Below are 21,323 nucleotides of genomic sequence, written 5' to 3' on the forward strand. Positions count from 1 at the left end.
GCGCCGTTGAGTTCTCCTGAAACCGGTTTCAACGCTGCATCACATCCAATAAGAAAGGCCCGCCACCGTGACTTCATTTTCCGCCGCCCAGCGCAGCCGCGTGACCATGCTCGACGTCGCCGAGCGCGCCGGTGTGTCCAAGGCCAGCGTGTCGCGCTTTATCGGCGATGACCGCGCCCTGCTCTCCGACGCCATTGCGCTGCGCATCGAACAGGCCATCGATGAACTCGGTTACCGCCCCAACCAGATGGCGCGCGGTCTGAAACGTGGCCGCACGCGCCTGATCGGCATGCTCGTTGCCGATATCCGCAACCCTTATTCCATTGCCGTGATGCACGGCGTCGAAACCGCCTGCCGTCAGCACGGTTACAGCCTGGTGGTGTGCAACACCGACCGCGATGACGAGCAGGAACGCCAGCATTTGGCGGCGCTACGCGCGTACAACATCGAAGGGCTGATCGTGAACACCCTCGGCCATCACCTCGACCAATTGCTGCAATTGCAACAGGAAATGCCGCTGGTGCTGGTCGACCGCAAAGTCGCGCCGCTGCACAGCGACCTTGTAGGGCTGGATAACCCCGCCGCCGTGCGCATCGCCATGGAGCATCTGCAACAACAGGGCTATCGCGATGTGTTGCTGGTCAGCGAGGCCGCCGACGGCACCAGTTCGCGCGTTGAACGCCAGCAGAGCTTCAACGGCGAGATCGCCCGCCGCCCGGCATTGACCGGCGCCGTGCTGGAAATGGACGGTGAATTGGAAAAGCATTTGCACACTTTTCTGGCAAAGCCCGGCCCCAAGGCGCTGTTCTGCGCCAACGGCATCGCCGCGCTGGCCTGCACCCACGCCCTGAAAAACCTGGGTTGCAACCTGTTTGATGACATCGGCCTGATTGCCCTCGACGACCTCGACTGGTACCCGCTGGTGGGCAACGGCATCACCGCCCTCGCCCAACCCACCCAAGCGATTGGCGCCAGCGCCTTCGACTGTCTGCTCAAACGCTTGCGCGGCGACGAGGCGCCGACGCGCACCCTGGATTTTTTGCCCGAGCTGATTGTTCGCGGCTCAACCGGTGGGCACTGACCTTCCTGACACACCGCTATCGCAGGCAAGCCAGTTCCCACATTGACTGATTCTTTCGTGAAAAAATGAAACCGGTTTCAGAGGTACACAACAATGCATAAATACCCCGTCTCCATAAGCCTTTCCAGCTACGGCGCCGAGTTGGTTCGCCAGAGAGGCCAGCAGAGTTTTGTCGAGCTGCTGAGCGCTGCCGGCGCGCAGCGCATCGAATGGCGTGAAGAACTGCTGACCGACGAGCAACCCACCGCCCTCGCCCAGGCCGCCGCCGACCAGAACCTGGAATCCGTGTACTCCTCGCCTCTGGAGCTGTGGGTGGCCGGGCGCGCCCAACCCAATGCAGAACTTACCGCCACGCTGGACCGCGCCCAGGCATTTGGTTCGCTCTGGCTGAAAGTCTCCCTTGGCTACTTCACCGATACCAATGACCTGCAAAGCCTGCACGCGCTACTCAGTCGTCACCCGGTCCGCTTGCTGGTGGAAAACGACCAGACCCTGCACGGCGGCCGCATCGAGCCGATGCAACGGTTTTTCAGCGAGGTCGAGCGTCTGGCCCTGCCGGTGAAAATGACCTTCGACATCGGCAACTGGCAGTGGCAGGACCAGTCCGCCCTGACCGCCGCACGCCTGTTGGGCCGCCATGTGGATTACCTGCACTGCAAGGCCGTGGCGCGGCGGCAGGACGGCAAGCTGGTGGCGCTGCCGCCCGGCGCCACCGACCTGCATCTGTGGGAACAACTGCTCAAACATATGACTCAAGGTATTACCCGGGCCGTGGAATTCCCGTTGCAGGGCGATGACCTGATTGCGGTCACCGCGCAACAGGTCGCCTCCCTTGCCCTCCTTGGCCAGCCGCGTGCGGAGAATGCTCATGTCTGAGATCGATATCCTGTCGTTTGGTGAAACCATGGCGATGTTTGTCGCCGAGCAGACCGGTGACCTGGCCCAGGTGGCGCAGTTTCACAAGCGCATCGCCGGGGCCGACAGCAATGTCGCCATCGGCCTGTCGCGCCTGGGTTTCAACGTCGCCTGGCTGAGCCGGGTCGGCGATGACTCCCTGGGGCGGTTTGTGGTGGACACCCTGGAAAGCGAAGGCCTGAATTGCCGTCACGTGGCCGTCGACCCTCTGCACCCCACAGGGTTTCAGCTCAAGTCCCGCGAAGAAGCCGGCGCAGATCCCCACGTGGAGTACTTTCGCAAGGGCTCGGCGGCCAGCCATCTGTCGGTAGCCGCCATCAGCCCTGCGCTGTTGCAGGCGCGGCATCTGCATGCCACCGGCATTCCGCCCGCTTTGTCCGAGGCCACCCGCGAGCTGTCCACCGAACTGATGGTGCACATGCGCAAGGCCGGACGCAGCATTTCGTTTGACCCGAACCTGCGCCCCTCACTGTGGGCGAGCCAGGCGCAGATGATCCGCGAAATCAATGCCCTCACAGCCCATGCCGATTGGGTGTTGCCGGGCCTGAGTGAGGGTCGCCTGCTCACCGGCTTCGATGACCCGGCCGACATCGCCGCGTTCTACCTCGACCTGGGCGCTGAAGCCGTGGCCATCAAGCTGGGGCCGGACGGTGCCTATTACCGCACCCAAATGGACCAGGGCTTTATCGCCGCCGTGCCGGTGGAAAAGGTCGTGGACACGGTCGGCGCCGGCGACGGCTTTGCCGTCGGCATGATCAGCGCCCTGCTGGAAAACCTCAGCTTCCCCGAAGCCGTACAGCGCGGTAACTGGATCGGCAGCCGCGCCGTGCAAAGCCGTGGCGATATGGAAGGCCTGCCCACCCGCGCGGAGTTACCCACTCGATCCGTTGCATGACCACACCCTGTTGCCACAACTACAACAAGCTCAGGAGCAACCCCATGGAAACGCTGAAACTCGCCACCCGCCGTTGGTGGTACATCATGCCCATCGTGTTTATCACGTATAGCCTGGCCTACCTGGACCGCGCCAACTATGGCTTCGCCGCCGCTTCCGGGATGGCCGAAGATCTGATGATCACCCCCGGCATGTCGTCGCTGCTGGGTGCACTATTTTTCCTCGGCTACTTTTTCTTCCAGGTACCGGGGGCGATTTATGCGCAAAAACGCAGCGTCAAAAAGCTGATTTTCGTCAGCCTGATCCTCTGGGGCGGCCTGGCCACGCTGACTGGCGTGGTGTCCAACGCCTATATGCTGATCGCCATTCGCTTCATGCTGGGCGTGGTCGAAGCGGCAGTAATGCCCGCGATGCTGGTGTACCTGTGCCACTGGTTCACCCGTGCCGAACGTTCACGCGCCAACACCTTCCTGATCCTCGGCAACCCGGTGACCATGCTCTGGATGTCGGTGGTCTCGGGCTATCTGGTGCAGCATTTCAGCTGGCGCTGGATGTTTATCATCGAAGGCATTCCGGCCGTGCTCTGGGCGTTTATCTGGTGGAAGCTGGCCGATGAGAAACCCGCCGACGCCAAGTGGCTGAGCGAGCAGCATAAAAAAGACCTGGAAAGCGCCCTGGCCGCCGAGCAAGTGGGGATCAAGGCGGTGAAGAACTACGGCGAAGCCTTTCGCTCGCCCAAGGTGATCATTCTGGCGCTGCAGTTTTTCTGCTGGAGCATCGGCGTGTACGGCTTTGTGCTGTGGCTGCCGTCGATCCTCAAGGCGGGTTTGCAGATGGACATGGTTGAGGCGGGCTGGCTGTCCGCCCTGCCGTATCTGGCGGCGGTGATCGGCATGCTGGCGGTGTCCTGGGGGTCGGACAAGTTGCAAAAACGTAAACGTTTTGTGTGGCCGCCGCTGTTGATCGCCTCCATCGCCTTCTACGCGTCCTACGTGCTGGGCGCCGAACATTTCTGGTGGTCCTACACCCTGCTGGTGATCGCCGGCGCCTGCATGTACGCGCCGTACGGGCCGTTTTTCGCCATCGTGCCGGAGATTCTGCCGGCCAACGTGGCCGGCGGCGCCATGGCGCTGATCAACAGCATGGGCGCCCTCGGCTCGTTCGGCGGCTCTTACCTGGTGGGTTACCTCAATAGCAGCACCGGCTCACCCGGCGCCTCCTACCTGCTGATGAGCGGTGCGCTGATGCTGTCGGTGGTGCTGACGATTTTCCTCAAGCCCGGCGCCAGTGATCGTGTGCGGGCGCCAACCCTGGAGTTGAAGGTAAAAACCTCATGAAAAAGTCTGTCGTACTCTACAAAAAACTCTCCGCCCCGCTGATGGCCCGCCTGCATGAACAGGCTGACGTCACGCTGATCGAAGCGCTGGATGACACCGGCCTGGCCAAGCTACGTGATGCGTTGCCCACCGCCCACGGCCTGCTGGGTGCCAGCCTGCGCCTGGACGCCAAACTGCTCGACCTGGCGCCCCACCTTGAAGCCGTCGCCAGCGTATCGGTGGGGGTCGATAACTACGACATCGACTACCTGACCGCGCGCGGCATTCTGCTCAGCAACACCCCGGACGTACTCACTGAGACCACCGCCGACACCGGCTTCGCGCTTATCCTCGCCACCGCCCGGCGCGTGGTGGAGCTGGCGGACCTGGTGCGTGCCGGCCAATGGAACAAGAACATCGGCCCGGCGCATTTCGGCACCGATGTGCACGGCAAAACCCTGGGCATCATTGGCATGGGCCGCATTGGCGAAGCCCTGGCCCAGCGTGGGCATTTCGGGTTTGGAATGCCGGTGATCTACCACAGCCATTCGCCCAAACCTCAGGTGGAAGCGCGCTTTGGCGCGCAATACCGCAGTTTGGTTGAGTTGCTCAAGGAAGCGGATTTTGTCTGCCTGACACTGCCACTGACCTCTGAAACCGAGGGGTTGATTGGCGCCGAAGAATTTGCGCTGATGGGCCCGGAGACGATCTTTATCAATATTTCGCGCGGCAAGGTGGTGGACGAAGCGGCTTTGGTCGAAGCCTTGCAGCAACGCACCATTCGGGCAGCGGGGCTGGATGTGTTTGAGCGCGAGCCGCTGAATCATGACTCGGCGTTGCTGCGTTTGAACAATGTGGTGGCGACGCCCCACATTGGCTCGGCGACCCATGAGACGCGCGAAGCGATGGCCAGGTGTGCGGTGGATAATTTGCTGCAGGCGTTGGCGGGGGAAAGACCCAAAAATCTGGTAAACCCCACTGCCTTGAAGCAGTAACCCCTGACACCCCACAAAACCAATGTGGGAGCTGGCTTGCCTGCGATGCAGGCACCTCGGTGTGTCAGGCTTACCGCGGTGATGCTATCGCAGGCAAGCCAGCTCCCACACAAGCCGGCTCCCACCCTTGGGATGAGTGGCGGTTAAATAACGAACCTGGCCACCATCGCATTTAAATCCACAGCCAAACGCGACAGCTCATGGCTCGCCGCGCTGGTCTGGTTGGCACCCGCCGCTGACTGGGTCGCCAGGTCGCGGATGTTCACCAGGTTGCGGTCAACTTCGCGGGACACCTGGGCTTGTTCTTCCGAGGCGCTGGCGATCACCAGGTTGCGTTCGTTGATCAGGCTTATCGATTGGGTAATCTGCTCCAGCGCCACGCCTGCAGCACGGGCCATTTCCAGGGTGTTTTGCGTGCGCTGATTGCTTTGCTGCATCGACTGCACGGCTTCACCGGTGCCGTTCTGAATGCCGGCGACCATTTTTTCGATCTCCTGGGTCGATTGAGCCGTGCGATGGGCCAAGGCTCGCACTTCATCCGCCACCACCGCAAAACCGCGCCCCGCTTCCCCGGCACGCGCCGCTTCAATCGCCGCGTTGAGCGCCAGCAGGTTGGTCTGCTCGGCAATCGCGCGGATCACGTCCAGCACCTTGCCAATGTCACGGCCCTGGGACGCCAGGCCCTCGATCAGCACGGAGGTGTTCTGCACATCCTGGGTCATGGTCTGGATTGCGCCGACGGTTTCCACCACACGGTCGCGGCCTTCGCGCGCGGCCTGGTTGGACTGGCTGGACGCTTCGGAGGTGGACACCGCATTGCGTGCGACTTCTTCCACCGCGGCCGTCATCTCGTTGACTGCTGTGGCCGCCTGGTCGATTTCGTTGTTCTGCTGCTGCAAGCCTTTGGAGGCTTCTTCGGTGACTGCGCTCAGCTCCTCAGCGGCCGAGGCCAACTGGGTGGCCGAGCCGGCAATGTGTTGGATCGTCTGGCGCAGGTTGGCTTGCATAGCCGCCAAGGCACCCAGCAAACGCGCGGGTTCGTCCTTGCCGTCATCCTCGATGGTTGTGCTGAGGTTGCCACCGGCGATGGTTTCGGCCACCGCCACGGCTTTGCGCAATGGCGTGACGATACTGCGGGTCAGCAGCCAGGCGAGCAGGACAGTGAGCAACGCGGCGGCGACCGCGAAGACAATCACGCCGGTAATGGCGCCCTGATAGCTGGCTCCGGCTTCAGTGTCGGCGTCCTTGGCGTCCGCTGCGTTGATAGCGATCAGCTTGTTCAACTGCTCGCCCATCTGGTCGGTGCCGTCCTTGATGCGCGTATTGATCAGCACGCGCATTTCATCGAGCTTGCCTTGTTTGGACAGGGCCAGCATCTCCGCCTGTGCCTTGAGGTAGCTGTCCAGCGTGCTGACAAACGTCTTGTACAGCGCCGCTTCCTCCGTACCAGCGGGCAACGCCGCGTAGCCGGCCTGGGCCGTTTTGACCTTGTCGGTCAGCACGCCCATGCGGGTTTCAGCTTCTTGCAGGCCCGCCGGCTCACGGTTCACCAGCACGCGGAACGACAGGATACGCAAGCGCAGTACGTTTTCCGTGATGTTGCCAAGGTAAGTGACGCTGGGCAGCTGCGTGCTGGTCATGTCCACCGACGACTGGCGGATCTGCGTCATGCGGTTGACCGCAAACACCCCCAATAACACCACTAACAAAGCAATGAATGCGAAACCGAGAAACGCTCGTGGAGCAATGTTCAGCTGACGGAGGGACATAGGGGGTGCTCTCTGAAGTAGTGTTTGCGAGCGTCCATGCCGCGAAACGATCAGTCGGCGTCAACGCGCCGCTCTGACCTTTGGTCACCACTGTTATGGTTGGAATGTGGGCCTATACGAGGTATCGGCAGCGCGCGGGGTTTTGCGCAGGGCGTCCATAAATATATTTTTACACTTCTGACGATCGGCAGTTTCTGGCATCCTGCGCCTCCTTTTTCTGACCCGAGCCCGCATTGTGTCTGACGCTCAAGCCCCTCGCCCGCGCTATAAATCCGACCTGATCTATGGCCTGGAAGACCGCCCGCACTTCACCGCCGCGATCTTCGCCGCGCTGCAACACGTACTGGCGAGTTTCGTCGGCATCATCACCCCGACCCTGATCGTCGGCGGCGTGCTCGGCCTGGAAAGAGAAGTGCCGTACCTGGTGAGCATGGCGTTGTTCGTGTCGGGGCTGGGCACTTTTGTGCAGGCGCGCACGTTCGGGCCGATCGGTTCGGGGCTGCTGTGCCTGCAGGGCACCAGTTTCTCATTTATCAGCGTGATCCTCAGCGCCGGCTTTATGGTCAAGGCTCGCGGTGGCGGCACCGATGAAATCCTCTCGACCATTTTTGGCATCTGTTTTTTTGCGGCGTTTATCGAAGTGGCGCTGAGCCAGTTCATCGGCAAGCTGCGCAAACTGATCACCCCCGTGGTCACCGGCACCATCATTACCTTGATGGGTTTGTCGCTGATCAAGGTGGCCGTCACCGACATGGCCGGCGGCTTTGGTGCCAAAGACCTGGGCGCCGCCAGCAACATGGGGCTGGCCGCGCTGGTGCTGCTGACCATTGTGGTGCTCAACCGCTTCAGTAACCCGTTCCTGCGCCTGGGCTCGATCGTGATCGGCCTGACCCTGGGCTTTGTCGTGGCGTGGTCCATGGGCCGTGTGGACCTGGCCGCCCTGCCCCAGGTGCCGCTGATCAGCGTGCCGGTGCCGTTCAAGTACGGTTTCTCGTTTGACTGGGTGGCGTTTATCCCGGTGGCGGTGATCTTTCTGATTTCGCCCCTGGAAGCCGCCGGTGACCTGACGGCCAACTCGATGATTTCCCAGCAACCGGTCAAGGGCCCGCTGTACATCAAGCGCATCAAGTCGGGCCTGCTGGCGGACGGCCTCAACTCGGCCATGGCCGCCACCTTCAACAGTTTGCCAATGGTGACCTTCGCCCAGAACAACGGCGTGATCCAGTTGACCGGCGTGGCCAGCCGTTACGTGGCGTACTTCATTGCCGGCCTGCTGGTGCTGCTGGGGTTGTTCCCGATGATCGGCGCGGTGCTGCAACTGATGCCCAAGCCGGTGCTGGGCGGCGCGACCCTGATCATGTTTGGCACCGTGGCGGTGGCGGGCATCAAGATTCTTGCCGAAGCCGGGCTGCACCGGCGCAACGTGCTGATCGTGGCGATCTCCCTGGGCATGGGGCTGGGCGTGGCGGCTGTACCGGAAGTGCTGCGCGATTTACCCAAAGCGTTGCACAACATCTTCGAATCGCCGATCACGGTGGGCGCATTCTGTGCAATCTTGCTGAACATTTTCCTGCCGGAGGAGTTCATAGAACTGCAAGAAGATGAATTTGAGCCGGAGTCCTCTACCCTCAAAGTGATGCAGGACCCGGACGTCACGAAATAGGAGCAACTCTTAATGCGCAAGCTCATGGTTCTATCGCTACTGCTGCTGACCTTGAGCGCCTGCGCGCTGTTCCCCCAGCGCGACCCGGTCAACATCAACGTGGTGGGCATCGAGCCGCTGCAAAGCCAGGACCTGGAAGTGCGTTTTGCCGTGAAACTGCGGGTGCAAAACCCCAATGAAACGGCGATCGACTACAGCGGTGTGGCCCTGGACCTGGAGGTCAATGGCAGGCCGCTGGCCTCCGGGGTGAGTGATCAGGCGGGTTCCATCCCACGTTTTTCCGAGACGGTGCTGACCGTGCCGGTCAGCGTTTCCGCGTTTTCCGTGTTGCGTCAAACCCTGGGCCTTAGCCAGACCCAGAGTTTGAACAACCTGCCCTATACGCTGCGCGGCAAGCTGGCGGGTGGTCTGTTCGGCACCATGCGCTTCGTGGACCGTGGCACGCTGGACTTGCCGAACACCGCCACCTGGTAAAGACCATGCAACCGACCTTGTTCACCCAAAGACTGATCCTGCGCCCACTGACGCTGGACGACGTCGAGGCTACCCAGCAGCAATTTGCGCATTGGGAAGTGGTGCGTTACCTCAACGCCGAGGTGCCCTGGCCCTACCCGGCCGACGGCGCTCGCACCTACCTGGAACAGGTCGCCTTGCCGGCCATGGCGCGGGGCGAGCATTGGCATTGGTCAATCCGCCTCAACAGTGCACCGCAACAGTTGATCGGCAGCATCAGCCTGATGGACGAGCAGGACGACAACCGCAGCTTCTGGCTGGGCCCGCAGTGGCAGGGCCAGGGTTTGGCGGGCGAAGCCAGCGCGGCGGTGACCGAGTACTGGTTTGAAGTACTCAAGCGCCCAGTGTTGCGCGCGCCCAAGGCTGCGCCCAATCTGGGCTCGCGACGGATCTCCGAACGCACGGGGATGCGCCTGATCAGAACGGATGAAGGCAGCTTTGTAGGCGGCAAATTCCCACGGGATATCTGGGAGATCACCCGCGAAGAGTGGCTGGAATCCAAATCCGCCAAACAGTGAAGATCCACTGTGGGAGCTGGCTTGCCTGCGATGGCGGTGTGTCAGCTTGCCCACCCTTGACTGATACACCGCCATCGCAGGCAAGCCAGCTCCCACATATTTTGACCGTGTTTCAGTCGGTGAGGTAGCGCACTTCCGGGCTGGCGCACGGCGGCAGCGCAGGAGCCGATGCTGCAAAAGGTGCGCGAAGCGATCGTGGCGAGCTTTACTTCGCCGCCGCCATCAGCTTGTTGACTTCACTGCGCACCATGTTGGAAAACTCCGGCGGCGACATGCCATCGAGCTCGGCACGTACCCATTCAGCCCACTTGCCCTTGCGCTTGGCGCGCTCGCCGAACAAGCGCGCCGCTTCGCCCTTGGCCTTGCCCAGGTTGGTTTGCCACAGGTCGTAGAGACGGGACTTTTCATCTTCCAGCTCGGCGCGTTCGGCGAGGGTCTTGTTGGCGAGGTTGAAGCTCATGTTGAATTACCTGCGGCACAAATAGGTGACATCTTACACGCTAGGTCAGCATTTCCCGATCCGGTTTTTGCCCAGCGCAAAAAATCTGCAACTTTTGCCGCAGCCCGACACTCCATTGTTCACTGTCACATTCACCTGCAAGGAGTCACACAATGGCCCGCAAATCTGCCGCCCAAGCTGTCGAAGAACAAATCAAGGATCAAGCCTTCAGTGAGCTGACGGCGTTGATCGAAGAGTCGGACAAACTGCTCAAAAGCAGCGCGTCACTGGTGGGTGAGGAAGGCGAAACCCTGCGCGAGCAGGTCGCCATCAAGCTTAAGCAAGCCCTGGACTCGGTGTCCAACGTGCGCGAACGCAGCAAGCCAGTGGTGGATGCCACCGAAAATTACATCGGTGGCCACCCATGGCAGACCGTGGCGATTTCCGCCGGTTTTGGCCTGGTAGTCGGCCTGCTGCTGGGCCGTCGTAACTGATCCTTGAGGGCAACGCCACCGGCGTTGCCCTTTTTACCCGTTGGCGAGTGCCTGCAACTGCTGCCAATCCTGTACCTCGATCACAATCCCCTCCTGCTCCGACTTCGCCCGTGTGCGATGACGTCGATCCCCCGGTAACCGCCGCAACCCTGCCGCATGCATCTGCCGCACCAGCTCCTGACTGCGCTCGGCGAAGCTTTGCCCGGCGGTTTTGCTGGGGTCGATCACAATCAGCAACTGGCCGGTCCAGGGCGTGCGTGCGCCGGGATGATCCGCCCAGTTGAACTCAAACGAAAAATTCCCGCCGGTCAACGCGGCCGCCAGCAGCTCTACCATCATCGAAAGTGCCGAGCCCTTGTGCCCGCCAAATGGCAACAGCGCGCCGCCTTCGAGGATGGCTTTCGGGTCTTGGGTCGGCTGGCCCAGGCTGTCGACGCCCATGCCCGGTGGCAGGCGTTCGCCCTTGCGCGCAGCAATCTGTACGTCGCCGTGGGCAATGGCGCTGGTGGCCAGGTCGAACACAATCGGCGCACCATCCGCGCGCGGCGCGGCGAAGGCGATGGGGTTGGTGCCAAACAGGGGGCGGTCGGCGCCATGCGGCACGACGCAGGTCATGCTGTTGACCACACTGAGGGCCACCAACCCTTCTTCGGCGAAGGGTTCGACGTCAGGCCACAAGGCAGCGAAGTGATGGGAGTTGTGGATGGCCAGCAAGGCAATCCCGGCGCTGCGCGCTTTTTCTACCAACAGCCCTCTGGCGGCTTCCAGCGCCGGCTGGGCAAAGCCGTTGCCTGCGTCTACCCGCACGAAGCCTGAGGCCACATCCGTCACCTGCGGCACCGCACGGCCATTTACCCAGCCACTGGCCAGAGTGCTGAGGTAGCCGGGCATGCGAAAAATGCCATGGCTGTGGGCGCCATCACGCTCGGCGCTGGCGCAATTGAGGGAGAGGATCGCCGCCACCTCAGGCGAGGTGCCGTGCCGCACAAAGACCTGGTGCAGCAACGCTACCAGCTCAGGGAAACCAATGGAGACACAAGACCCTTCAACTACCTTGGACGGCGTAGACATCTGAAGCTCCGATTTTATGATTGGAAGGCGCGACAAGACGAGAAACCAGACCTGCGATTAAACAACGCGCCCTGCATCTGCTGTCAATCGGCGTTTGCGGGCGCGTGTTTTTTTTGCAGCAGTTATCTACCGCAGACGGCAAGTCCTGCACTTTTACGCTGGCGCTCACTTGGCTGATCCGGGCCATGATGGAGAGCGATAGATGACCAGCGTCAGCCCACCTTATTTTTTCAAGGAGTTTCACCAACCCGTACGCAGGAAACAACCTACGCCGCGAGAGCGCGCCTTGGGGCTGACCCTCAAGGACCTGGATTGGCTGGACACGCTGTACTACGCCACCGATGACGCACGCCAGGACAGCGTGGCGCGCAGCTTTGCGATGGTGGTTGAACAGATGACGCTGGAGCTGGCGGACAAATCCACACTGGCGCTGGCAGGCGCGTTCTTGATGAGCCCCAGCCCTGACGATAACAAAGCGCTGCTCTACACCCCCTATGGAGGAATCGAAGTATTCAACAGCCGGGCAACCTTGCTTTCCAGCATTACAAGTCGCCTTAAAAACAACTCACAACGCATTGATTTACTGTATTTTTTATCTATAAACCAACACAAAAAATTCACGCTGGACACCGAGTTTTCCCTCACGACGGCAACGATTCCCGGTGCCGTGTTTGAAGCCCAGCAAAAAACCATTGAGGCCAGCCAGCAGCGCAATGTGCAAGACATGCTCGATGCGCTTCGCACTACGCCAAGCTTGCCCTCAATGCTGGAAACGCTGTTGGGCATAATGGCACGTTCATTTTTTCCAGGCCTCGATCAGCGCGACACGCGAGTCAACAGTTTCAATGCCTCTTCAGAAGGACACGCTCGCGGCGTGGACCAATGGTTAACCTCGGCCACTCTGAGCGAAACGTTACTGCAGTACTACCTGGACCAGGCTTGGCCGGCGGGTCAGGCCCGCACCTTTACCAACCCCAAACACATCACCGCAGGGTTCAGCGCAAACGCACGCCAACAAGATCGCGAGCAGTGGGAGAGCCTGGTGGAACAAACTGCCGGCATCCTCTCCAAACTGCTTGGCAGCCTGTTAAAGACCTGGTGGAACGAAGACATCGGCCACGGCCAATCGCGTCAGGCGCTGTTTGCCCAAGTGATGAGCGAAAAATTCCGCGCAGACTTGTTGTTCAAACATCAGGGCGACATTGTGTCAGCTGAGGAAAGCCAGCACTTGCTGGCCGTTTTTCTCCCCGATCAGGCGGCACGCACGGCCTGGCGCGCGCCGCTGCGAATCGAAAAAGTCAGCATCCACGCTCCTTATCAACACTATGTGGAACTGGCCGCCACCCTGATGATCAGCGACACCCATGCCTACCTCTACACCCAGACGCGTGGACTGCAAGTGCTCAAGGATCTGGCCGACCTCAATGACACGCTGCTGAGCATGCTCAAAGCCGCCGGGCATCAGGACGAGTTGTTGAATTACCTCTCCCTTGAGGAGCGCAGCCTGTATATCGCCATGGACGCGGTGCAGGTCAGCGGGCGAGCGGTACACGGCAGCGTTTTTGGCTCGATGGTCGAAGACATCGCCGCCAAACAATTGGCCAATCTGGAACATGCCTTGGGGTTGTTTCGCCGCAGCGGCGGCGCAGTCGATCTGGAGGCCCTGCTCGATTGCGCCCTTGATGTGCGCGCGATGCTCGACAGTCGGCTGTTGAGCATGGACGCCGCCGGGCGCTGGAGCCTTCACCCGGTCAGCGCCGACCATGGCGGGCCGTCCACGGTGCAGGCGGAACGGGCCAAGCAGCAGTTAGTGACGCTGCAAGCCGCCGAGGCTGCCTTGAAAGTGCAACGGGATAACCAACCCACGCTGCGCCGGCTGGCCCTGCACGCGCTGAATCAGGAATTGAACAAGCGCCTGCTGGATATCGACGCCGCCGACGTGTACGCCAACACCTACGCCACCCAGGCACTACAGGTGGAAGACCGTGTCCCGAAACAATCCCAAAGCATGGTTGAGCACTTTATCGCGCGCCTGGCGAAAACCGGCAGCCCGGTGGGCGACACACCCGACCTCGGTCTGTACAGCGGCCGTCACGAAGGCACGGCCAAACGCTGGAACGCACTGGACAGTCGCACCTTCAACGCGGTGATTGATCGCGCTCTGATTCCGTTTGTGGAGCATGACATCCGCACACTGCCCCGCCAGTTCCTGGAAAACCATCGAGACCAGATAGGTTATGCCTTGATGAACGGGCTGCGCAGCGAGGCCGAATTGCGCGTGCTCAACAAGACACTGAGCCCGCGCCACCATTCGATTCTCGACACCGTTTTGCGTAGCGACAGCATGACCCGCGAAAAACGCCACGGGTTGCAAGGCTTTCTACCCGATGCCTACGGCTTGACGCTGAAGGTCGGCGACACATTGCACCCCCTGGCCAACTGTTTTGTGCTGACGGAACGCGGCGGGACCGATGTCCAGCGCTCCGGCCATGCCGTGCTATGGACACCGCAGCATGGTCACGAACCTTTTATCTCGGTGCAGGCTCTGCGCGACAGGCTCGAACAGCGTTTGGCCGACGCCGATCGCCGCATCGCCCTGTTGCAAAACTTGCCCATCAGCCATCGCCGCCCCCATCAAATGTTCACGCTGGGACCACTGCAACGCATCGACGAGCATTTGCTCAATAACCGCCAACAGAGCTACCTGGACTACCAGCTCGATAGCCTGGACCGCTGGCTCGCCATGCCGCTGGGCCCCCATCAGTTGCAGGATTGCCTGGACGCCGACATGCAGCAGATGTCGCCGTCCAACCTGGGCCGGGCCAACGCCATTGCCCAAGCGATTATCCAGCAGCACGCTTTGCCGGTCTGGCTGGGCATGGCTTCCCCCCAGGAGCAGATCCTCCACGCAGAACTCGTCGAGCAATACCGCCTCAGCGCACCGGACGAGCGTGACTACCTGCACAGCGTGCCAACCCTGCGCGAGACCGTTACCAGCCGCCTGCAGACGCTGCTGAAGAAACGCTTCCCTGACGAGGACCTGAACCCTGACGACATCCTGATTCCGCCACGCGTGGTGCTTGACGGGCATACCTTGAGCCTGACTGATTTTGCCATGCGCCACCTGCCCGACCTGCAAGCCGATAACCTTCGACCCTATGCGCGCGGCGCCACTGCGCTTCCATCGACCCTCGACGGCGCGGCGGTGGAACAACTGGTGCGCCAGGTGGACATCGGCAAAACCTACCGTGATGTGCTCACGCCGCTTCTGACCTCGACCTCTGAGGACACGCGCCAACGCCAAACCCTGTTTTGTCAGCAATTGCCATGGCAACTGCTGCGTCAGGCCCATGAAGAAAAACTCGAGGAACGCCTGAGTGACAAGGCCTGGGGCTTTCTTCAGCAGGTGTTGGATATGCCCGATGGCGAGGCGCGCCAGGCCTGGAGTAACACTGCAGCGCTGGTGCGCCCATTGGAACTGGTGGCCACGGCTGGCGCGTCGCCAGTGAAAGTGCCCGGTTTGTACCTGATAGGTCCGCCACCTCCACTCACAGGCCCCTGGGTGCTTTACGCGCCTTACAGCCCGTTACGGGTGATAAAGGAATACGTGCAGGAAAAGGATCTGCTGGCCGAGATCAATCGCCCCGGCCCCTTGCAGGCGTGGATCATCCAGCAACTGGATGACCCGCATCAGGCCATCTACCGCAACTTGTTCAGCCCCCCGGTGACTGCCGACGGTACTGAGATCACCCTCACCTCGTCGCCCGTCATGGGCAATATTCTGCTGCGCCTGTTTGCCGATAACGCCCAACAGTTGCTGAAAATGCTCGCCTGCCAATTCGACAAAAACGGCAAGGACCAATGGGACGGCGTTACCAGTTTGTTACACAAAGGAATTCCCAAGGCGCTGCAGTTTCTCGCCGGCAAACTAAAATTCCCGCTGGTGGTGTGGCGCAGTTTCAAAGTGTTTGAAGCCTCCGCCCAAGCCTTGCAGGACCAGCACTTCGGCCTGGGTTTGAAGAAGTTCGCCCAAGGCCTGGCCACCCTGGCCTCCTTGCGCAGGGAACTGGACGCCCTGCTGCCCGCTGACAGTGCGCTGGCACCCACGGTCACCGTCAGCACCCCGGATATCACAGCACCTTTGCGCACCCGCATGCGGCACTTTGAAGACGCGACAGTAGCCCTGGCAGATTTGCAGGAAAGCGCCAACAATCATCTGTATACACACAGCACCAGCAACCGCGATTTTGTGCCGGTGGCAGGCAAGGTCTACCCGGTGAAAAAAGCCGGCGAGCGCTGGCGTGTCAGCAAGGGTTCCGAGCTGGGCCCTCATGTAGAACGCAATGCCAAGGGCCAATGGGTGCTTGACCTGACCCGGCAGGAGCCACAGTTCGGGCCAGCCCTGAGTCGCCCTATAAACCGCTTGAATACCCGCCGGGCGATCCGCGAGGCCATCAATGTCGAAGCGCAGGGCATGGAGAATATCCGTGCGCTGTCACCCTTCATGGCTGAGTGCATCAACGACGCAATCAATGTGGCGCTTTACTACACGGTGACCGGCCAGCGCAATTTGGCGCTTTTTGAGCAACAACGTGACCCTGATTCGCGAGTGGGCCGCTTCCTGACGGAGATGTTCGGTATCCTCAACTTCAACCCGGGTCAGGTTGCACGGATCCAGGTGCGGGTGATGGAAATCCTTAACGGGCTCTGCGATCACACACTCAGCGCCCATGATTCTCAACGATTCGTGGTCGGTACAGCCAACTGGGCTTCACACGAGACCTTCGCCTTTGTAATACCCAATGACCGTGAACGGAGAATCTTTTTACTGGATCCCTTCTTCAGTCCGGGCATGCATATCTACCAGCCGTACCTGAACGCGCCCTTTGACGTCAATCATCATGCACGCGCGGCATCCTTGATCCATGAGTTGGGTCACTTGACGTCCCTGACCGAAGACATTGCCTATCTGGACAGCATGCGCCCCTTCCAGGATCTGATCAGCCAAGGCACCGCAGATGGCTTGAGACTTCACACGTCGCTTTCCAACCTGCGCGACACGGCGCTCTCCACACTGACCCCGGCCACTATGTTATTCAAGGCGCAAGATGAGCTGACGGCACGCTGGGAAGACCTTGGGCGCGCCGGCTCGACTCATGCTCGCGACAAGGTGCTGAAGGTGACGGGAGCAAAGACGCTAAACGACGCCCGATCAGTGTTTATGAGTGACCCGGACCGACGGCTTGACATCATCCTGGCCAATACGGATTCGGTGACGTATTTGATTACACACTTGGGGAGGGTACTGGATCCGGGGGCCTGAACAGGCCCCCGAGAAGGTGAATCAGTCTTTCTGGTCACGCAGAACGTTACCGGACGCACCATCGATTCGCGCCTCATACACCACGCCGTCGGACTTGCGTCCTTTGACTTCCCAATAGCCATCGTTGTCCGCCTCGGCGGCATACACCTCGATGTAGCCGGCCTTGGTCTTGGCGACCTCAATGGCTTTTTCGATCGGAATCCAGCCGGCACCCGGCTTGTCGGCCAAGGCCGCGCCGGCACTGAGCAGAGCGGAGGTTGCACACAGGGCGATTAAGGTTTTCTTCAACATAGTCGTACTCCATTGGGCAATGACTGATTCAGTCCTGAATTTTTTAGGTGCTCTCAAACGAGAATAAGTTCCAATTGATGTGCAATCGCCATGACTGCTGTTCTCGCCATCCACCTGTGGAGGTTAGAATGCACGAAATCAGGATGCGTAAATGACCGAAAAGTCCCTTTCAGAAGCCGAATATGACGCCATCACCGACGCCGCTGCGCATTGGTGCATGCGCCTGCACGCGGGCGATTGCACGAGCGTTGAGCGGGAGGCTTTTGATCAGTGGCACGACGCGCATCCGCTGCATGCATTCGAATACGCCGCCATGCTCGAAATCTGGGACGTGGCCGACCATCTGCCACGCAGTGAGCCCGCCTCAACGGTCATACCGCTGAAACCTCGAAGCCGCCTGCGCACCTATGCCGTCGCAGCCACGGTCTGCCTGGTTGCCTTGCCACTGGCCGCATTCACGGGTTGGGAAGCGGGTCTGTTGCCCAACGCTTATGAACATGTTGAAGCCACCAGCGGTTTGCGCAAGGTCACCCTGAGTGATGGCAGCCAGGTCGAGCTGAACCTGGGCACGGAACTTGTGTACAGCAACTACAAAAATCAGCGCCAGGTCACCTTGAAAAAAGGCGAAGCGTTTTTCAAGGTCAGCCATGACCGCGAGCATCCCTTTATCGTGTATGCGGGCGAGGGCAAGGTGCGCGTGACCGGTACTCAATTCAACGTCTGGAAGTACGAAGACCAGGTGCGGGTCACGCTGCTCGAAGGCTCTGTGCAAATTTCCAGCGACAAACAGCATGCCAGTGTTGCGCTGAGCCCCGGCATGCAGGCCAGCTACCATCGGGGCGATACCACGCCCGAAGTCCAGGCCGCCAGGCCGGACGACAGCGCCGTGGCCTGGCGAAGCGGCAAGCTGGTGCTCGACAACCTGGCCCTGGCGGACGCGTTGCCACTGATCAACCGCTACCTGAGCAAGCCGGTGATGCTGGCCGATGCCAGTACCGGCGCCATCCGCATCGGCGGCATTTACAACATCAACGAGGTCAACAACCTCGTCCCTTCCCTGCCCAAGGTGCTGCCGGTCTGCCTGACCCAGAACCAGGACGGCAACCCTGTGCTCAATTCCATCCCGCGTAAAACCCCCAAGAGCTGAACCGCCTGCCTGCAAGCCCCGGGCACTTTCGTGCCTGCAGTGTCCACTTTTGAAACACCTCCTGCGCCTGAACCGCCCGCGTGCTGCGGATTCATCGTTTTGTCATGGGCACTGTTACAGCGCTGATACAGCCTGAGGTTTGCCATGCAGCGTTGCCGGGCATACGTGCTCGCGTTAAGTCTGTCTCAGCGGTGAAACACCGCCGGTATGGCTATGCCTTTATTTATGCTCAACCTTTTGAATAACAACAATAAATAAAAAGCGGCACGCGTTCTGCTCCTTCTCTTACAGCGCTGTTTAGGGTCAGCGCGACGAATAAGGAACATTGCCGTGGACACACATAATCCAGGCTCACTGAGCCTCCTGCTGATCAGCTGTGCATTGACTGCCAGCGTGAGCATTCCGGTGCTCGCCGCAGGTGATGGCGTGATCGTGATTGAACGCCAGGTTCAGCCTTATGTGATTGGCCGCTCACGCGGCACCGACCCCTACCCCACGACTGTGAATGCCAACCCATCGGCGCAAGTCCTGCGCGCTGCCAACAATGAGCTCAGCGACAACGACATCGCAGGCATCAGCACCGGCGCAAGCATCACTCGCAGCATCATGCCCAACGGCGACATTACCGGCCTGAACACGATCGGCAACGGTAATGGCCTGGGTGCCGGTGCCGCAGCAGGCCTGGGCGGCGGCGGTGCCGGCGGCATCTCGGGCACCGTCAACGGCGCGGTCTCACGTGGTCTTGCCCCGCTCAACAACCTCGGCGGCATGATCGGAGGGGCGATGAAATGAACCGTTCCCTGCTCCTTCTTGCAGCGCTCAGTTGCACAACCGCAATGGCCGACAGCAACAACAGCTCGACTATTGATAACACCGGCAAGCAGTACAACGGCGTCGTCCTGATCAACCAAGCCGCCGGCGACCAGCAGCAACTGAGTAACAACCTCGCCATTTCGACTGGCCACAACGCCCAGACGAACATCGCCATCACGCAAAAAATCAGCGGCGCTCCCGCCGACCGCTCCCTGAACGCCAACACCGCGATCCAGGGCAACTCTTTCAGCAATGGCAACGGTGCACTGAGCGTCAACCAGTCCGCCGGGGCCCAGAACCAGATGATCAATGCCGTGCGCATCAGCGTGAATGCTGGGCCGCAGAGCATCGACGACAGCGTCATGTCGCAACAGAACGTTGCGCTTGCAACAGACTCGGGATTGACCTCTACCACTGGCAGCCGCCAGGTCGTGACAAGCGACCAGGCCTTCACCGGCAACCGTGGAGTGGTACAGGTCAACCAGAGCGCCGGGGTGGGGAACCGAGTGGCTAACACCCTGAATCTACGACTCAACTGATGGAGCTGGGTCGACTGCTGGAAAGTACCAACACTTAACCAACTAATTAGAAGCAAGGAGATACACCATGAAAACTACAATGGCTCTTAAACCACTGGCTTTCGCTCTCGCTGCGCTCATGGCTGTTGCTGCTCAAGCGGGTCAACCTCACCATGGCGGCGGTGGCGGCCCACAACCTGCGCCTACCACGGCTGCCGCGACCACACTGGACGGTCAAAGCAACCATGGCAACGTGGTGCTCAACGACAAAACCAAAAACAACGCCTCAATCAATGACTCCAACAACCACAACAGCGGCGTGACCAACAGCAACGCCTTGAGCGGTGACAACAACCAGGGCAAAAACGACGTGGCTATCGTTTCCGGCGATGCGGACTTCGTGTTCGCCAGCACCGGCACCGCACAGTCCAACTCCGGCAACCTGGTGATCAACAGCGGCACCAAAAACAACGCGTCCCTCAACGACAGCGGCAACAACGCTTCGGGCATCGTTCAGTTGAACGCAGCAGCGGGCACCTCCAACCAAGCCAGCAACAGCGTTGCGATTGCCTCGGGCAATGGCGACGGTGGCGCCGCGGCAGTCACTGGCGTACAGGATGTGTCGGGCAACCTGACTCTCAACCTGAGCTCCGGCCACGGCTGGAATACCAAACCTGTCGTGAACAACGCCAGCATCAACAACTCGATGAACTACGGCAGCGGCGTGATGAACTCCAACTCGCTGGCCGGCAGCAACAACCAAGGTCAGAACAACGTAGCAATCACTCGCTTCTGATCCAGATCGGGCCTTGGAAACAAGGCCCTTTTTTATTCCAGTGTCCAACAGGTCATACGATCATGCGCCTCGTTGCCGTCCTCCTTTTACTCGTACTCACCGGCCAGACGTTGGCAGGGCAAGTGGCTATCGTCATGCCCGGCGGTGGGTTGATGTACAAAAAGGTCGAAAGCATCCGCGAGCGCAAATTCGCCAACCTGGTGGAACAGAAAACCGATTTCAGCTGCGGCGCCGCCGCACTGGCGACCATCCTGCGCCAGGCCTACTGGATGGACGTGGATGAAGACCACGTCATCAAAGGCATGCTGGTCAACGCCGATCAGGACCTGGTACGCACCCAGGGCTTCTCGATGCTCGACATGAAGCGCTACCTGGAAAGCATCCACATGCGCGCCAAGGGTTATCGCATCACGCCTGAAGTGCTGGTCACGGTAAAAGTCCCCGTCGTCGTCCTGCTGGATATCCGCGGCTACAAACACTTCGTGGTGCTGCAGCGTACCGACAAAGACTGGGTGTACATCGGCGACCCGGTGCTGGGCAACAAGCGGTACGCCAAAGACGATTTCGTCAAAGGCTGGAACGGCATCGTGTTCGCGGTCATCGGCGAGGGCTACGACAAGGCCAACGCCCTGCTCACCCCGCCCAACCCACTGACCGCCAAGGGCCAGTTCAACGAATTCAGCCCGGTACGTGACAGTGAATTGATGGACTTCGGTTTTATCCAGAGCGACTTCTTCTAGAAGCGCAATAAGGGGCAGGACGCTCC

General features: G+C 60.4%; 19 protein-coding genes and 1 pseudogene. 16 read left to right on the plus strand and 4 right to left on the minus strand.

Annotation, left to right across the window (positions count from 1 at the left end):
* Nucleotides 1–67 precede the first annotated feature (67 nt).
* From BFW87_RS28090 to BFW87_RS28110, 5 genes are all read left to right on the plus strand, one after another.
* A complete protein-coding gene (locus BFW87_RS28090; RefSeq protein ID WP_078742973.1) occupies nucleotides 68–1,081 on the plus strand; it encodes a LacI family DNA-binding transcriptional regulator in 1,014 nt (337 codons plus the stop codon).
* Nucleotides 1,082–1,174: 93 nt separating this feature from the next.
* On the plus strand, nucleotides 1,175–1,957 hold the full coding sequence (locus BFW87_RS28095; RefSeq protein ID WP_078742974.1) for a sugar phosphate isomerase/epimerase family protein: 783 nt from the start codon (nucleotides 1,175–1,177) through the stop codon (nucleotides 1,955–1,957).
* Nucleotides 1,950–2,891: a sugar kinase gene (locus BFW87_RS28100; protein ID WP_078742975.1), complete on the plus strand. Its 942-nt coding sequence runs from the start codon at nucleotides 1,950–1,952 to the stop codon at nucleotides 2,889–2,891. Before BFW87_RS28095 ends, BFW87_RS28100 begins: the two co-directional genes overlap by 8 nt.
* A 44-nt stretch (nucleotides 2,892–2,935) precedes the next feature.
* Nucleotides 2,936–4,228 carry an MFS transporter gene (locus BFW87_RS28105; protein ID WP_078742976.1) on the plus strand — a complete coding sequence of 431 codons (1,293 nt, stop codon included), beginning with the start codon at nucleotides 2,936–2,938 and terminating at the stop codon, nucleotides 4,226–4,228.
* Nucleotides 4,225–5,202, plus strand: coding sequence for a 2-hydroxyacid dehydrogenase (locus tag BFW87_RS28110; RefSeq protein WP_078742977.1), 978 nt, complete (start codon nucleotides 4,225–4,227; stop codon nucleotides 5,200–5,202). The genes BFW87_RS28105 and BFW87_RS28110 overlap by 4 nt, the downstream gene beginning before the upstream one ends.
* A 143-nt stretch (nucleotides 5,203–5,345) precedes the next feature.
* Here the strand turns inward: BFW87_RS28110 and BFW87_RS28115 are convergent, their stop codons facing one another.
* A complete protein-coding gene (locus BFW87_RS28115; RefSeq protein ID WP_078742978.1) occupies nucleotides 5,346–6,971 on the minus strand; it encodes a methyl-accepting chemotaxis protein in 1,626 nt (541 codons plus the stop codon).
* Between the two features lie 235 nt (nucleotides 6,972–7,206).
* Between BFW87_RS28115 and BFW87_RS28120 the strand changes: the two genes are divergently transcribed.
* The 4 genes and pseudogenes from BFW87_RS28120 to BFW87_RS32535 all read left to right on the plus strand — a co-directional run.
* On the plus strand, nucleotides 7,207–8,634 hold the full coding sequence (locus BFW87_RS28120; protein WP_078742979.1) for a nucleobase:cation symporter-2 family protein: 1,428 nt from the start codon (nucleotides 7,207–7,209) through the stop codon (nucleotides 8,632–8,634).
* A gap of 12 nt (nucleotides 8,635–8,646) precedes the next feature.
* Nucleotides 8,647–9,108, plus strand: coding sequence for an LEA type 2 family protein (locus tag BFW87_RS28125; RefSeq protein ID WP_078742980.1), 462 nt, complete (start codon nucleotides 8,647–8,649; stop codon nucleotides 9,106–9,108).
* A gap of 5 nt (nucleotides 9,109–9,113) precedes the next feature.
* Entirely contained in the window at nucleotides 9,114–9,665 is a 552-nt protein-coding gene (locus BFW87_RS28130) for a GNAT family N-acetyltransferase (protein WP_078742981.1), read from the plus strand.
* 138 nt (nucleotides 9,666–9,803) lie between these two features.
* Nucleotides 9,804–9,899: pseudogene (locus tag BFW87_RS32535) on the plus strand (LysR family transcriptional regulator); the annotation flags it as partial.
* Here the strand turns inward: BFW87_RS32535 and BFW87_RS28135 are convergent.
* Entirely contained in the window at nucleotides 9,871–10,125 is a 255-nt protein-coding gene (locus tag BFW87_RS28135; protein ID WP_003190904.1) for a hypothetical protein, read from the minus strand. The pseudogene BFW87_RS32535 and the gene BFW87_RS28135 sit on opposite strands and share 29 nt — an antisense overlap.
* Before the next feature lie 152 nt (nucleotides 10,126–10,277).
* On the opposite strand from BFW87_RS28135, the gene BFW87_RS28140 reads away from it, so the two are divergent.
* The gene (locus BFW87_RS28140) at nucleotides 10,278–10,598 is read left to right on the plus strand and encodes a DUF883 family protein (RefSeq protein WP_078742982.1); all 321 of its coding nucleotides are present in this window, start codon (nucleotides 10,278–10,280) and stop codon (nucleotides 10,596–10,598) included.
* A 33-nt stretch (nucleotides 10,599–10,631) separates the two neighbouring features.
* Here the strand turns inward: BFW87_RS28140 and BFW87_RS28145 are convergent, their stop codons facing one another.
* Complete coding sequence (locus BFW87_RS28145) at nucleotides 10,632–11,669, minus strand: Ldh family oxidoreductase (protein WP_078742983.1); 1,038 nt, start codon at nucleotides 11,667–11,669, stop codon at nucleotides 10,632–10,634.
* Nucleotides 11,670–11,871: 202 nt separating this feature from the next.
* On the opposite strand from BFW87_RS28145, the gene BFW87_RS28150 reads away from it, so the two are divergent.
* Nucleotides 11,872–16,992, plus strand: coding sequence for a dermonecrotic toxin domain-containing protein (locus BFW87_RS28150; protein ID WP_078742984.1), 5,121 nt, complete (start codon nucleotides 11,872–11,874; stop codon nucleotides 16,990–16,992).
* A 21-nt stretch (nucleotides 16,993–17,013) separates the two neighbouring features.
* Here BFW87_RS28150 and BFW87_RS28155 read toward each other — a convergent pair whose 3' ends face one another.
* Nucleotides 17,014–17,283 carry a PepSY domain-containing protein gene (locus BFW87_RS28155; RefSeq protein WP_078742985.1) on the minus strand — a complete coding sequence of 90 codons (270 nt, stop codon included), beginning with the start codon at nucleotides 17,281–17,283 and terminating at the stop codon, nucleotides 17,014–17,016.
* A 151-nt stretch (nucleotides 17,284–17,434) separates the two neighbouring features.
* On the opposite strand from BFW87_RS28155, the gene BFW87_RS28160 reads away from it, so the two are divergent.
* The 5 genes from BFW87_RS28160 to BFW87_RS28180 all read left to right on the plus strand — a co-directional run bounded on the left by BFW87_RS28160 (nucleotide 17,435) and on the right by BFW87_RS28180 (nucleotide 21,297).
* Nucleotides 17,435–18,430 (plus strand): FecR family protein, encoded by a 996-nt coding sequence (locus BFW87_RS28160; protein WP_078742986.1) that lies wholly within the window; start codon nucleotides 17,435–17,437, stop codon nucleotides 18,428–18,430.
* A gap of 330 nt (nucleotides 18,431–18,760) precedes the next feature.
* Nucleotides 18,761–19,222, plus strand: coding sequence for a hypothetical protein (locus BFW87_RS28165; protein ID WP_078742987.1), 462 nt, complete (start codon nucleotides 18,761–18,763; stop codon nucleotides 19,220–19,222).
* The gene (locus tag BFW87_RS28170) at nucleotides 19,219–19,782 is read left to right on the plus strand and encodes an adhesin (protein WP_078742988.1); all 564 of its coding nucleotides are present in this window, start codon (nucleotides 19,219–19,221) and stop codon (nucleotides 19,780–19,782) included. Before BFW87_RS28165 ends, BFW87_RS28170 begins: the two co-directional genes overlap by 4 nt.
* A gap of 67 nt (nucleotides 19,783–19,849) precedes the next feature.
* Nucleotides 19,850–20,557, plus strand: coding sequence for a heme utilization protein (locus BFW87_RS28175; protein ID WP_078742989.1), 708 nt, complete (start codon nucleotides 19,850–19,852; stop codon nucleotides 20,555–20,557).
* Between the two features lie 62 nt (nucleotides 20,558–20,619).
* Nucleotides 20,620–21,297, plus strand: coding sequence for a C39 family peptidase (locus BFW87_RS28180; protein WP_078742990.1), 678 nt, complete (start codon nucleotides 20,620–20,622; stop codon nucleotides 21,295–21,297).
* Nucleotides 21,298–21,323 lie beyond the last annotated feature (26 nt).

Source organism: Pseudomonas fluorescens (assembly GCF_002022275.1).
GTDB lineage: Bacteria > Pseudomonadota > Gammaproteobacteria > Pseudomonadales > Pseudomonadaceae > Aquipseudomonas > Aquipseudomonas fluorescens_AJ.